This window comes from Pseudomonas sp. W15Feb9B, from assembly GCF_000828175.1.
Classification (GTDB): domain Bacteria; phylum Pseudomonadota; class Gammaproteobacteria; order Pseudomonadales; family Pseudomonadaceae; genus Aquipseudomonas; species Aquipseudomonas parakoreensis.
The window spans coordinates 167731-181573 of record NZ_JTKF01000026.1; the positions used below are offsets into that span (position 1 = coordinate 167731).

General features: G+C 61.4%; 13 protein-coding genes. 3 read left to right on the plus strand and 10 right to left on the minus strand.

Annotated elements, in window-relative coordinates; translation table 11 throughout:
• Nucleotides 1-2 precede the first annotated feature (2 nt).
• The 10 genes from pcaD to pcaR all read right to left on the minus strand — a co-directional run bounded on the left by pcaD (nt 3) and on the right by pcaR (nt 10669).
• The gene (gene pcaD, locus OC71_RS14890; RefSeq protein ID WP_041070505.1) at nt 3-794 is read right to left on the minus strand and encodes a 3-oxoadipate enol-lactonase; all 792 of its coding nucleotides are present in this window, start codon (nt 792-794) and stop codon (nt 3-5) included.
• Nucleotides 795-806: 12 nt separating this feature from the next.
• Entirely contained in the window at nt 807-2171 is a 1365-nt protein-coding gene (locus tag OC71_RS14895) for a 3-carboxy-cis,cis-muconate cycloisomerase (RefSeq protein ID WP_041070507.1), read from the minus strand.
• 46 nt (nt 2172-2217) lie between these two features.
• A complete protein-coding gene (locus tag OC71_RS14900) occupies nt 2218-3513 on the minus strand; it encodes an MFS family transporter (protein WP_041070509.1) in 1296 nt (431 codons plus the stop codon).
• A gap of 259 nt (nt 3514-3772) precedes the next feature.
• Entirely contained in the window at nt 3773-4339 is a 567-nt protein-coding gene (gene pcaG / locus OC71_RS14905; protein ID WP_003222412.1) for a protocatechuate 3,4-dioxygenase subunit alpha, read from the minus strand.
• A gap of 1 nt (nt 4340) precedes the next feature.
• The gene (gene pcaH, locus OC71_RS14910) at nt 4341-5045 is read right to left on the minus strand and encodes a protocatechuate 3,4-dioxygenase subunit beta (protein WP_041070512.1); all 705 of its coding nucleotides are present in this window, start codon (nt 5043-5045) and stop codon (nt 4341-4343) included.
• Between the two features lie 37 nt (nt 5046-5082).
• Complete coding sequence (pcaF, locus tag OC71_RS14915) at nt 5083-6288, minus strand: 3-oxoadipyl-CoA thiolase (protein ID WP_177327915.1); 1206 nt, start codon at nt 6286-6288, stop codon at nt 5083-5085.
• Nucleotides 6285-7064: a CoA-transferase subunit beta gene (locus tag OC71_RS14920; protein WP_041070516.1), complete on the minus strand. Its 780-nt coding sequence runs from the start codon at nt 7062-7064 to the stop codon at nt 6285-6287. Before OC71_RS14920 ends, pcaF begins: the two co-directional genes overlap by 4 nt.
• Nucleotides 7064-7921, minus strand: coding sequence for a CoA transferase subunit A (locus OC71_RS14925; protein WP_041070518.1), 858 nt, complete (start codon nt 7919-7921; stop codon nt 7064-7066). The genes OC71_RS14920 and OC71_RS14925 overlap by 1 nt, the downstream gene beginning before the upstream one ends.
• A gap of 264 nt (nt 7922-8185) precedes the next feature.
• Nucleotides 8186-9532, minus strand: a complete 1347-nt coding sequence (locus OC71_RS14930) for an MFS transporter (protein WP_041070520.1) — start codon at nt 9530-9532, stop codon at nt 8186-8188.
• A gap of 294 nt (nt 9533-9826) precedes the next feature.
• Complete coding sequence (gene pcaR, locus OC71_RS14935) at nt 9827-10669, minus strand: pca regulon transcriptional regulator PcaR (RefSeq protein ID WP_041070522.1); 843 nt, start codon at nt 10667-10669, stop codon at nt 9827-9829.
• Here pcaR and OC71_RS27805 point away from each other — a divergent pair.
• The 3 genes from OC71_RS27805 (at nt 10658) to OC71_RS14945 (ending at nt 13372) form a co-directional block, all read left to right on the plus strand.
• On the plus strand, nt 10658-10837 hold the full coding sequence (locus OC71_RS27805; protein WP_140395991.1) for a hypothetical protein: 180 nt from the start codon (nt 10658-10660) through the stop codon (nt 10835-10837). The genes pcaR and OC71_RS27805 overlap by 12 nt on opposite strands.
• A 483-nt stretch (nt 10838-11320) precedes the next feature.
• Nucleotides 11321-11521, plus strand: a complete 201-nt coding sequence (locus tag OC71_RS14940) for a hypothetical protein (RefSeq protein WP_003222398.1) — start codon at nt 11321-11323, stop codon at nt 11519-11521.
• Nucleotides 11522-11896: 375 nt separating this feature from the next.
• Nucleotides 11897-13372 (plus strand): inorganic phosphate transporter, encoded by a 1476-nt coding sequence (locus OC71_RS14945; RefSeq protein WP_007963152.1) that lies wholly within the window; start codon nt 11897-11899, stop codon nt 13370-13372.
• Nucleotides 13373-13843 lie beyond the last annotated feature (471 nt).

The following is a 13843-nucleotide window of genomic DNA, read 5'->3' on the forward strand; positions in this document are numbered from 1 at the left end:
CCTCACTGAGCGTTCAGAAACGCCAACACACGATCACTGAATGCGGCACCCGCCTGCACGTTGGACAGGTGCGCGGCATGGAACTCGGCGTACTCGGCGCCGCGCACATGCTCCTGAATGAAATGCCCACCGGACGGTGGCGTCACCGCATCTTCGGTGCCGGCAATCACCAGCAGCGGCAGGTTGATCGACGCCAGCTGCTCGCGGAAATCGGCGTCGCGCACCGCCGCGCAATTGGCCGCATAACCTTCAGGCGAAGTGGCCGCGAGCATGTCGGTGATCTTCTTCGCTGCAGCCGGATTGGCCGCGGAAAAGTCCGGGGTGAACCAACGGGCAATCGACGCATCACGCAGGGCGACCATCGCCGCCTGGCCATCACGCAGCACGGTGTCAATGCGTGGATTCCACACCGAGGGATCGCCAATCTTCGCCGCGGTGTTGCACACGATCAGTTTGTGCAGACGATGGCCGGCATTGATCCCCAGCCACTGACCGATCAACCCGCCCATCGACAGTCCGCAGAAATGTGCGCGTTCGATATGCAGCGCATCCAGCAGACCCAGCACATCGTGGCCCAATTGCTCAATGCTGTACGGCCCCGGCGTCACCAGGGATTGACCGTGACCACGGGTGTCGAAACGCAGCACCCGGAAATACTCGGTGAACGCCGGCATCTGCGCGTCCCACATGTGCAGGTCGGTGCCCAGCGAGTTGGACAGCACCAGCACCGGTGCGTCGACCGGGCCTTCAATAACGTAATGCAGTTCGCCATCGGCGAGTTGAACGAAAGCCACAGCCCTCTCCTTTCAGACAGACAATGCGTTATGTTCGGCCACCGCGCGCTCGACCCAGGTTTGCGCCTGGCCGAGGTAATGCGCGGGGTCGAGCAGATGATCGAGTTCGATGCTGCTCAGTTCGGCAGTCACTTGCGGCTCGTCGCCGAGTACCGCGCGCAGATGACGTTGCTCGGCCACCGCGCGTTTGCAGCATTGTTCGAGCAAGTGATGCGCGGTGTCGCGCCCGACCCGCTGGGCGAGGACGATGCTCACCGCTTCGGCCAGCACCAGCCCTTGGGTCAACTCGAGATTGCGCGCCATGCGTTCGGCATCGACCTCCAGACCATCGGCCAGCAAGCGCGCCTGTTGCAGCGCACCGGACACCAGGCAGCAGATCTCCGGCAGGGTTTCCCATTCGGCATGCCACAGACCGAGGCTGCGTTCGTGCTCCTGGGGCATGGCGCTGAACAGCGTCGAAACCAGCCCCGGGACCCGGGTCGCCGCGCCGATCAACACCGCCGCACCCACCGGATTGCGCTTGTGCGGCATGGTCGACGAACCGCCCTTGCCCGGCGCCGACGGTTCGAACACTTCTGCCGCTTCGGTCTGCATCAACAGACTGACGTCGCGCCCGAGTTTGCCGAGGCTGCCGGCGATCAAACCGAGTACCGCGCCGAACTCGACGATGCGATCACGCTGGGTGTGCCACGGTTGTTCAGGCAAAGTCAGTTGCAGCTCTTCTGCCAGCGCCTGGGCGATCGGCAGCGCTTGCTCGCCGAGCGCCGCGAGGGTGCCGGAAGCGCCGCCGAATTGCAGCACTAGCAGGCGCGGTTTGAGTTCGCGCAGACGCTGACGGCTGCGGGTTACCGCACCGAGCCATCCGGCGATTTTCATCCCGAGGGTGACCGGCGTGGCATGTTGCAGCCAGGTGCGCCCGGCCAATGGCGTCGCCGAATGCCGTTGGGCCTGGGTGGAGAGCGAATCGGCGAGCGCTGCCAGATCGCTTTCAATCAGCTCCAGCGCCTGCCGCAATTGCAGGACCAGCCCGGAATCCATCACGTCCTGACTGGTGGCGCCCAGATGCACATAGCGCTCGGCCTCGGCACTGCGCGCGGCGATCTGCTTGCCCAATGCCTTGACCAGTGGAATCGCCGAGTTACCGGCCGTGGCAATCGCCTCGCCCAGCGCCGCGAAGTCATACAGACCGGCGTCGCAGGCGGCGGCAATCGGCGCGACAGCGGACGCCGGAATCACCCCGACCCGCGCCTCGGCCCGGGCCAGCGCCGCTTCGAAATCGAGCATGGCCTGCACCCGGCCCTGATCGCAGAACACCTCGCGCATATCGCGGGCCGTGAAGTAGGCATCGAACAATTGATTGCCCGGTCGCTGAGTCATAAACAGTCCTTGCCGGCGCGGGCCAATGCGGCCCGCGCACATCGGTTTACAGATCGTGGTGCAAGTACGCCGCCTGTTTCGGCAGGCGCAGGCTGAACAGGAACGCCACCGCCATCATCACCGTGACGTACCAGTAGAAAGCGTTTTCCATGCCCCCGGCCTTCAGGCTCAGGGCCACGTATTCCGCCGAACCGCCGAAGATCGCGTTGGCCACCGCATAGGCCAGACCGACGCCGAGGGCGCGGACTTCCGGCGGGAACATTTCGGCTTTCACCAGGCCGCTGATCGAGGTGTAGAAACTGACGATCGCCAGCGCCACGGTGATCAGCACGAAGGCCAGAATCGGGCTGCTGATGCTTTTCAGGCTCAGCAGGATCGGCACGGTGAACAACGTACCGAGCGCGCCGAACCAGAGCATCGAATTACGTCGACCGATCTTGTCGGCGAGCATGCCGAACAGCGGCTGCATGCACATGTACAGGAACAGCGCGCCGGTCATGATGTAGCTGGCGGTCTTGGCGTGCATGCCGGCGGTGTTCACCAGGTACTTCTGCATGTACGTGGTGAAGGTGTAGAAAATCAGCGAGCCACCGGCGGTGTAACCGAGCACGGTGATGAACGCGGCCTTGTGATCACGGAACAGCGCGCGGATGCTGCCGGCGTCCTTGTTCTCGCGCATTTCCTTGCTGGTGGTTTCTTTCAGCGAACGACGCAGGAACAGTGAAATCACCGCCGCCACCGCACCGACCACAAACGGAATCCGCCAGCCGTAAGCACGCAGTTCATCTTCACTGAGGAACTGTTGCAGGATCACCACCAGCGACACCGCCAGCAGTTGCCCACCAATCAGCGTCACGTACTGGAACGAGGCGAAAAAGCCGCGCTGGCCCTTGAGCGCGACTTCACTCATGTAGGTGGCGGTGGTGCCGTACTCGCCGCCCACCGACAGACCTTGCAGCAGACGCGCGAACAGCAACAGCAGCGGTGCCCAGACGCCGATGCTGGCGTAAGTCGGCAGGCAGGCGATGAGCAATGAGCCGAAGCACATCATCAGCACCGAAATCATCATTGAGGTCTTGCGGCCCTTCTTGTCCGCCAGCCGCCCGAAGATCCAGCCGCCAATCGGGCGCATCAGAAACCCGGCAGCGAACACCCCGGCCGTGTTGACCAGTTGCACCGTGGGGTTGTCGGAGGGGAAAAACGCCGGAGCGAAATAGATCGCGCAGAAGGCGTAGACGTAGAAGTCGAACCATTCGACCAGGTTGCCGGACGAGGCACCGACAATGGCGAAGATGCGCTTGCTGCGCTCTTCGCCGGTGTAATGAGCGGTGGTAGTTGTCATTGTTTTTTACTCTGAAGGGACAGGTGAGAGTCTAGACACACTTCGCAACAGTCCCGTTCCACAGATACATTAGCAGGGCGTTACACAATCCTGTGGCGAGGGAGCTTGCTCCCGCTCGACTGCGAAGCAGTCGTAAACCAGATAACGCAGATAACCTGATTCACTGCGTACCTCAGCTTTGGGCTTGCTGCGCAAGCCAGCGGGAGCAAGCTCCCTCGCCACAGACGATCGCCAGCCATGAGGCTGCGATCTTTTGATCTTAATAATCGAAGAACACCGTCTCCGCCTCAGTGCCCTGCAAAATCACATTCCACTGATAAACCCCCGCCGCATCCGGCTTCGCCAGCAACGTCCCGCGGCGCTCCGCCGGCACACATTCCAGCAGCGGATCATTCACGTTCGCCGGGTCGCCTTCGAAGTAGATGCGTGTCAGCAAGTGCTTGACCAGACCACGGGCAAACACCAGCACCACCAGATGCGGGGCCTGGGTCGAGCCCTTCAGGCCTTCGACCGTGCCCGGTTTGATCGTGGTGAAACGGAAGCGCCCTTCGGCGTCCACCGGCACCCGGCCAAAACCTTCGAAATGCGGGTCCAGCGGTTTGTCCTGCTCGTCTTCCGGGTGCGCGTACTTGCCAGCGGCGTTGGCCTGCCAGACTTCGAGCATCGCGTCGTTGACCACATCGCCGTTGCCGTCAACGACTTGGCCGGTGATCGCCACGCGCTCGCCGAGGGTTTGTTCGACCGCGAGGTTTTCGCGGTTCAGCCAGGTCAGGCCGATGTGGTAGTACGGCCCGACGGTGTGGGACGTGGTGGCAGTCAGCGTCATCTTATTTCTCCATCGGCGTGGCGTCGCGGCCGCGCAAGACGATGTCCCAGCGATAGCCGAGGGCGTAGGACGGAATGGTTTTTTCCAGATCGAAAGCGGCGATCAGACGTTCCTTGGCCGAAGTGTCCGGCACGCAGTTGTAGATCGGGTCGTAGGCCAGCAGCGGGTCGCCGGGGAAATACATCTGCGTCACCAGGCGGGTGAGAATGCTCGGCCCGAACAGCGAGAAATGGATGTGCGCCGGGCGCCACGCGTTGTGGTGGTTGCCCCACGGATAGGCACCGGGCTTGATGGTCTGGAACTGATACCAGCCGTCGGCATCGGTCACGGTGCGGCCAGTGCCGGTGAAGTTCGGGTCCAGCGGCGCGTCGTGCAGGTCGCGCTTGTGGTTGTAGCGACCGGCGGCGTTGGCCTGCCAGATCTCCACCAGAATCCCCGGCACCGGCAAACCGTTTTCGTCGAGCACACGGCCGTGAATGATGATGCGCTCGCCCAACGGCTCGCCGTCGTGCTGGGCGGTCAGGTCGTTGTCCTTGTCGGCGACACGTTCGGCACCGATAGTCGGGCCGGTGATCTCCGACAACGAATGCGGCAGAAACACCAACGGCTTGGACGGCGAGCGCAGGTTGGTGGATTGATACGTCGGGTGCAGGTACTCAGGCTGGGTGCCTTCCTGCGGACGACGGTAGCCAGGCTTGTCAGTCATTTCGCTTTCCTCTGTTCTTATCAGTCGACGCGCTGCGTCAGACGCGTTCGATGGCCAGGGCCAGACCCTGCCCGACGCCGACGCACATGGTCGCCAGACCTTTCTGGCCGCCGGTCTTTTCCAGCTGATGCAGCGCCGTCAGCACTAGGCGCGCGCCGCTCATGCCCAACGGATGGCCCAAGGCAATCGCGCCACCGTTCGGGTTGACCTGCGGCGCATCATCCGCCAGACCCAATTCACGCAGCACCGCCAGGCCTTGGCTGGCGAAGGCTTCGTTGAGTTCGATCACATCGAAATCGCTGACCGCCACGCCGAGGCGCTCGATCAGTTTGCGCACCGCCGGCACCGGGCCGATGCCCATCACCCTAGGTGCAACACCGGCGCTGGCCATACCCAGCACTTTGGCCCGTGCTGTCAGGCCGTGTTTTTTCACCGCTTCGGCAGACGCGAGAATCAGCGCAGCAGCACCGTCGTTGACGCCGGACGCGTTGCCAGCGGTAACCGTCTTGTCCGGGCCGTTGACCGGCTTCAATCTGGCCAACGCTTCAAGCGTGGTGTCGGCGCGCGGATGTTCGTCCTGGCTGACCACGGTTTCGCCCTTCTTGTGGGCGATCCGCACTTCGACGATTTCTTCGGCAAAGTAGCCCGCCGCTTGTGCAGCAGCCGTGCGTTGCTGACTGCGCAGGGCGAACGCGTCCTGGTCGGCGCGCGACACCTTATAGTCGTCGGCGACGTTGTCGGCGGTCTGCGGCATCGCATCGACGCCGTACTGGGCCTTCATCAGCGGGTTGATGAAACGCCAGCCGATGGTGGTGTCTTCCAGTTTCATGTTGCGCGAGAACGCTGCGTCCGCCTTGCCCATCACGAACGGCGCGCGGGACATCGACTCGACGCCACCGGCAATCGCCAGCTCCATCTCGCCGCTGGCAATCGCACGGAACGCGGTGCCGATCGCGTCCATGCCCGAAGCACACAGACGGTTGAGGGTCACCCCCGGCACGCTCTCCGGCAAGCCCGCCAGCAGCAGCGCCATGCGCGCCACGTTGCGGTTGTCTTCGCCAGCCTGGTTGGCGCAGCCGAGGAACACTTCATCGATTGCATTCCAGTCCACCGAAGGATTGCGTTCCATCAGTGCCTTGATCGGCACAGCGGCCAGATCGTCGGCACGGACGGCGGCCAGTCCACCGCCGAAACGGCCGATGGGCGTACGGATTGCATCGCAGATATACACGTCACGCATCATGCTTCTCCCGGTGCCTGGCCGTGGGCGGCGGCGGTGCGCGCTTCGAGATCGCGCAGCGCGGTCAGTTCGGTCTCGGTCGGCGCAGCCGTGGTTTCCACGTTGTCGGCAAAACGAATGGCCCAACCGGTGGCGGCGACCACTTGTTCACGGGTCACGCCCGGATGCAGAGCGGTGACCACGAATTCGTGGGTGCCCTGCTCCGGTTCCATGATGCACAGGTCGGTGATGATCCCGACCGGACCGGCACCCGGCAGGCCCAGACGCTTGCGCGAATCGCCGCCCTCGCCATGCCCGACCGAGGTAATGAAGTCGAGCTTGTCGACGAACGAACGCGCCGACTGCTTGAGGATGATCAACACGCTCTTCGCCGAACCGGCGATTTCCGGCGCGCCACCGGCACCCGGCAGGCGTACTTTCGGTGCGTGATAGTCGCCGACCACGGTGGTGTTGATGTTGCCGAAACGGTCGACCTGCGCGGCGCCGAGAAAACCGACGTCGATGCGCCCGCCCTGCAGCCAGTAGCGAAAAATCTCACCGGTCGGCACGACGGTGTCGGCGGTTTCCGCCAGTTCACCATCACCGATCGACAGCGGCAGCACGCTTGGCTTGGCGCCAATCGGGCCCGATTCATAGATCAGCACCACGTCCGGCGACGACGTCAGGCGCGCGAGGTTGGCGGCTTTCGACGGCAGGCCGATGCCGACGAAGCACACCGAGCCGTTCTTCAGGCGACGGGCCGCAGCGACGGTCATCATTTCATTGGTGGTGTAAGTCATTACTTGGCCTCCGAAGCAGCGGCCAACTTGGCCTGGAACGCGCTGAAGTCAGCGCAGCCATGGATGTATTCGTTGATCCACGCGGTAAACGTCTCACGGTCACGGGCGATCGGATCCCACGCCTGATAGAAACGATTGTCACGCTCGGTGTAACCGTGGGCGTAGGACGGATGCGCGCCGCCGGGTACATGGCAGACCGCGCTCAAGGCCCAGGTCGGCAGCACGCAAGCGTTCATCGGCGCGTTGAGGTTGTCGACGATTTCTTCGACCGTGACGATGCAGCGCTTGGCTGCCAGCGCGGCTTCTTTCTGCACCCCGAGAATGCCCCACAACAGCACGTTGCCTTGTCGGTCGGCTTTCTGCGCGTGGATCACGGTCACGTCCGGACGCACCGACGGCACCGCGGCCAGCACTTCACCGGTGAACGGGCAGGTCACGGATTTGATCAGCGGATTGACCTTCGGCAGGTCGGAACCGGCGTAGGCCCGCAGCACGGCGAACGGCAGGCCGGAAGCGCCGGCGACGTAGGCGTTGGCCAGGTCGGCGTGGCTGTGCTCTTCGATTTCCAGGGCATGCGGCCATTGCTTCTCGACCGCATCGCGCAGGCGGTGCAGCGAACCCACACCGGGGTTGCCGCCCCAGGAAAAGATCAGCTTGCGTGCACAACCGGCACCGATCAGTTGGTCGTAGATCAGGTCAGGCGTCATCCGCACCAGGGTCAGATCTTTCTTGCCCTGACGAATGATTTCATGACCCGCCGCCGTAGGGATCAGGTGAGTGAAGCCTTCGAGCGCGACGGTGTCGCCGTCGTTGACGAATTGCTTCACCGCGTCGTGCAGCGAAAGGATCTCAGCCATGGAGCGGGCTCCCGTTTTTTGTAGTGAATCGCCAGTGAGAAAAAGGCGCGAGGTTCAGCGCCGGAGTCACTGCAGATTAAGCCGCTGAAAATCGCCAAACAATCCGATAATCGACTGAGTGTTCGTTTATCGAACGGATTGTTATCACCCTATCGTTCCGTGTTGACCGCCAAAAGATCGCAGCCTGCGGCAGCTCCTACAGGGTTACGCGTTCACATGCAGGAGCTGCCGAAGGCTGCGATCTTTTCGCTTTACATCGAAATATCAGGTCGCATCCGCATGACTGACCACACCTTTAATCACCACCGCCGTGGTCGCCAACGCCGCCGGAATCACCAGCGCCGTTAGCACCTGTTCGAAGTTCCAGCCCAACCCCAGCAACGTCGCGCCCATCCACGCCCCGAGAATCGCGCCGAACCGGCCAATCCCGAGCATCCACGACACCCCGGTCGCCCGCCCTTGCGTCGGATAAAACCGCGCCGCCAGCGAAGGCATCGCCGATTGCGCACCGTTGACGCACATCCCTGCCACCAGCACCAGGGTCGCCAGCAATGTGATATTGCCCAGGCTCTGCCCCACCGCGTAAGCAAACACCCCGGCCAGCAGGTAGAACGTGCCGATGACCTTGTGCGGATTGAAGCGATCCATCGCCCAGCCGACAGCGACCGCGCTCAACACCCCGCCGAACTGGAACAACGCGCCGATAAACGCCGCCTGCTCCATGCTCGCGCCGCTGTCACGCATCAGGGTCGGCAGCCAACTGGTCAGTAGATAGACGATGACCAGGCCCATGAAGTAGGTCAGCCACAGCAACAAAGTGCCGACACTGTAAGTGCCGGAGAAAATCACCGCGAAGACGTTGCGCGCCTTGACGGTTTTCTGCTCCGGAACGCTGAAACTCGAGGCTTGCGCCACGGCGACCGGATCGATTGGCGACAGGGTCTTGCGCACTTTGTCGGTGCCGCGATTGCGCACCACCAGATAACGCGCCGACTCCGGCAGCCAGAACAGCAGCACCACCGCGAGGATCAGCGGCAGGATCCCGCCGATCAGCAGCAGGCTGTGCCAGCCGAACGCCGGGATCAGCTTCGCCGAAATGAATCCGCCACCGGCCATGCCGAGGTTGAAGCCGCAGAACATGCTGGTCACCAGCAATGACTTTTTGCGCTCCGGGGTGTATTCCGAGAGCAGCGTGGTGGCGTTGGGCATGCCGGCGCCCAGGCCGAGACCGGTCAGAAAACGCAGCACCAGCAATTGCTCGACGTTGGTGCTGTAGGCCGAGGCCAGGCTGAAAGCGCCGAACAGCAGCACCGCGCCGACCAGTACCACTTTGCGCCCGAAACGGTCAGCCAGAGGGCCCGAACCCAGAGCGCCAAAGACCATGCCGATCAACGCGGCACTCATCACCGGGCCGAGGCTGGCGCGGTCGATGCCCCATTCCTGAGACAGGGCCGGGGCAATAAAGCCCATCGCCGCTGTGTCGAGGCCATCGAGAAACACAATCAGGAAACACAGGATCACCACCCGCCACTGATAGCGCGAGATCGGTTGGGCATTGATGAAGGTCTGCACGTCGAGGCAGTTACCTACAGCGGACTGAGGCTGGTTCATTATTTTTATTCCACGCAAAAAACGCAGTCGAACGGCGGCCGGCCAGAGAGCGGCACGGTCACAAGAATAGAAGGTCGGGATCAGGCGTTGCGGTGAATCCGGCAACAGGGAACGGAGCTGAGACAGTCGGGGAGCATGCGCATGGTGAGTTGCCTCTTGTCATTATTATGGGAGTCGACAATCCGGCAGGCTCATTCATATCGGCGCCGGATGACGCTGCCGCGACATTAATGATCCGAGGGTTTTAGCGTCAATTCGATAAACGCAACACTGTGCGTTTATCGAACAGCTTCATCAGGCGAACAGTTGTGCGCTGAGGTCGCGGCTGGCGCTGAGCAGGCCCGGCAGGAAGCGTTGTTCCAGTTCGGTGCGGCTGACGCGGCCGGCGTGGGTACTGACGTTGAGCGCCGCCACCACTTGGCCCGACGCGTCGTAGACCGGCACCGCAATCGAGCGCAGGCCCTGCTCCAGCTCCTGATCGACGATGCACCAGCCCTGTTGCCGCACTTCCTGCAGGCATGCGAGCAGACTTTCCGGGGTATGCAGGGTGCGGCTGGTCTTGGCCACTAGTTCGGCATGGTCTAAGTATTCGCGCAACGAAGTGTCGTCCAGCGCCGCCAGCAGGATACGGCCCATCGAAGTGCAATAGGCCGGCAGACGCCCGCCCACCGACAGATCCACCGAGATCAGCCGTTGTGTGGTTGCCGAACGGGCGATGTACAGAATGTCGTCACCTTCGAGCGTGGCCATGTTGCAGGCTTCGTGCAGTTGCTCGCTCATGCGGTCGAGGTACGGTTGGGCCGAGACCGCCAGCGGCGTCGACGACAGATATGCGTGGCCGAGGGTCAACACTTTGGGCAACAACGAGTAAGTACGGCCATCGGTGGTGGCGTAACCCAGTTTGATCAAGGTGTGCAGACAACGGCGCACGGCGGCGCGGGGAATTTCCGTGCGATGGCTGATCTGGGCGATGGTCAGGTGCCGCTTGCGCTCCTGGAACGCCTGCACCACTGCCAGGCCACGGGCCAGCGAGGTCATGAAATCCGGATCGCCGGTCAGCGCCTGGATACGCTTGGCTGGCGACGCGACGATCGGCGGCGCCACGGAGGTGAAGGAGTTGCGCATTTGATCGTTCATTTCTTGTCCTTTTTTGCGGCGCGGATCAATGGCTATACAAGCGGCTCGCCGGCAAATGCACAAGGACCGGGACGCCAAGATTGGGCGATTATCGAACCGTCGACCGATTATCGCAATCCGCGGCACAGGCTCTTCATGGTTTGCCTGATCGACCATGGAACGGATTAATCCAACTTTCCATCGTGCGTTAGTTGTTCGACTTAATGGCGTCAGAAACACAACGCTGGGCGCATAAAGGTTTCAGCGGATTTCAACTAGCGATAAAAATTGTCAGTCACAAAAACAATCACACATCCGGAACCGTTTTTAACTTGGCAAAGATAGTCAATCCCGAATCGACCGCTATAATGCCTCTCAGTGGGGCCGGTTTTATTCACCGAAGCCGCCACCTGCCGAAGCGATGCCAATCGCCGACAGCTCCGGCCAGCGCTGACGCGCATGACTCATGCAACGACAGCGCCCGCTGAAACAGGCAACTGATGCTGCGTTCAGTTTTAATCTGGTGTCGCAGCCGCCTGCAACATGGAAGTCTTGACCGCCCTGCCGATAACTCCAATGCCTTTACGGGCATGACCTTTCGGTGGACGCGCTCAATCGACTCGTTGCCGTGCGTTTCACCAGACATTCATCTCAACTCAAACAGGTAGCACTGTGACGAAAGACGAACTGCGCGCGGAACTTGAGCGCCAGGAACAACGTTACAAGGAAGTTTACGGCGGGGAAGTCACCACCTACGCCGCTCAACCGGAACCGGAACGCAAAGCATGGCGTAAACGCCCCACTGTTCAGGATCAGGTTTTCCAGCAAGAACTGAAAAAGATGGAAGAAGAACTCAAAACCGAAGAGCCATGAACGGGCGACTGTGAGTTTTTCGAGGGTCTGCGTCGCCACCGGCTACAAGCGCGGTGACCCGACAATGCCTTGCGCGCCCGCTATCCGCGGGCAGCGGCCACCTCCCCCGTGTTGTGCGGGAAAGGAGCGTGTCTGACTCGTTTCAGAGATATTTCACACAAGCGTTTGAGGCCCTCGCGCACTCGACGAAACGCCTGCTGCCTGAAGGTTTTTTCAAGAGAATCAAACACTTGAAAAACCCTGCAACACACTCGGGCTTTGCACCTTGCAACAATTTAATTCGACATTGATTGCTACCGATGAGCAGGTAGGGGATCGATTTCCAGTCTTTTCTGGCATAATCGCGCCCCCTTATGACCGGGTCAGAAAACCTTCATGATCGATTTATTCAGCGGACTGGATGCTTGGGTGCTTGTGAGCCTCTTGCTCGCCCTGACGTTTGTCCTCGCCTTCGAGTTCATCAATGGATTTCATGACACCGCTAACGCGGTAGCCACTGTTATCTACACCAAAGCCATGCCGCCTCACCTGGCGGTGTTCTTCTCCGGTGTGTTCAACTTCCTCGGCGTGTTGCTGGGCGGCGTTGGCGTGGCGTATGCCATTGTTCACCTGCTGCCGGTAGAACTGCTGATCAATGTGAACACCGGCCATGGCCTGGCAATGGTGTTCTCGTTGCTCGCCGCGGCGATCACCTGGAACCTGGGCACCTGGTACTTCGGTATCCCGGCCTCCAGTTCCCACACCCTGATCGGTTCGATCCTTGGCGTTGGCCTGGCCAACGCCCTGATCAACAACATCCCGTTGGCCGACGGTGTGAACTGGCAGAAAGCGATCGACATCGGCGCCTCGCTGGTGTTCTCGCCAATGGCCGGCTTCCTGATCGCCGCGCTGATCCTGATCGGCCTGAAGTGGTGGCGCCCGCTGTCGAAGATGCACAAGACCCCGGAACAGCGCCGCAAGATCGACGACAAGAAACATCCGCCGTTCTGGAACCGCCTGGTCCTGGTGATCTCGGCCATGGCCGTGAGCTTCGTGCACGGCTCCAACGATGGCCAGAAAGGCATCGGCCTGATCATGCTGGTGTTGATCGGTATCGTGCCTGCGCAGTTCGTCCTCGACCTGAGCAGCACCACTTACCAGATCGAACGCACCCGTGATGCGACCCTGCACCTGAGCCAGTTCTACAAGCGCAATGCTGATTCCCTGGGCGAGTTCCTGGCCCTGGGCAAAAGTGTTGAAGGCGACCTGCCGGAGAAATTCCGCTGCAACCCGCAGCAGACCGAACCGACCATCAACGCCCTGCTCGATACGCTCAAAGGTGTAGCGGACTACCATTCGCTGTCCTCGGAAAGCCGCATCGAAGTGCGCCGCTACCTGCTGTGCCTGGACGACACTGCGAAGAAAGTCGGCAAGCTGCCAGGCCTGGAAGCGCGTGAAAAGGCTGACCTGGACAAACTGCGCAAAGACCTGACCACCACCACCGAATACGCCCCGTTCTGGGTGATTCTGGCGGTCGCGCTGGCCTTGGGCCTGGGCACCATGGTTGGCTGGAAACGCGTGGTACTGACCATCGGCGAGAAGATCGGCAAGCAAGGCATGACCTATTCCCAGGGCATGTCGGCGCAGATCACTACCGCCAGTTTGATCGGTATGGCCAACATCTTCAGTCTGCCGGTATCGACCACTCACGTGCTGTCCTCGGGCGTGGCGGGCACCATGGTCGCCAACAAGAGCGGCCTGCAAGGCGGGACTGTTCGCACCATTTTGCTGGCGTGGGTTCTGACCTTGCCGGCGACGGTGGCGCTGTCGGCTGGGTTGTTCTGGTTGGCATCCAAAGCGCTGGGTAGCTGATAGACAGCGGTGCATGAGAAAGGCGTGATTCGTGAGGATCGCGCCTTTTTTTTGGGTTTGGATTTGTGAGCATATCCGTTGCTGCGGGTGTTGCTGATTACGGTTCCGCCCTTACGGCGTACGGCACTTCGCTTAGGCTCAGTGTTCCCTCGCTACGGTGCCCATCCGGGGGCATCGCCTACGGTTTGCTTCGCTGCACCTCCTCTCGATGTATGCGGCTTCGCCGCATGGCGCTGCGCGCCTACCCCCCGGATGGACACCTTCGCTCGGCCTGCCGAAGGGGCTGAAGATCAAAAGCCACATCAAGAGCCAAAGCCAAAACCAAAACCAAAGCCAAAGCCAAAGCCAAAGCCAAAGCCAAAGCCAAAGCCAAAGCCAAAGCCAAAGCCAAAGCCAAAGCCAGATCAAAAGATCACAGCCTTCGGCAGTTCCTACATGGGATTGAGTGTTTTCAGTTAGAAATTGGTCGGC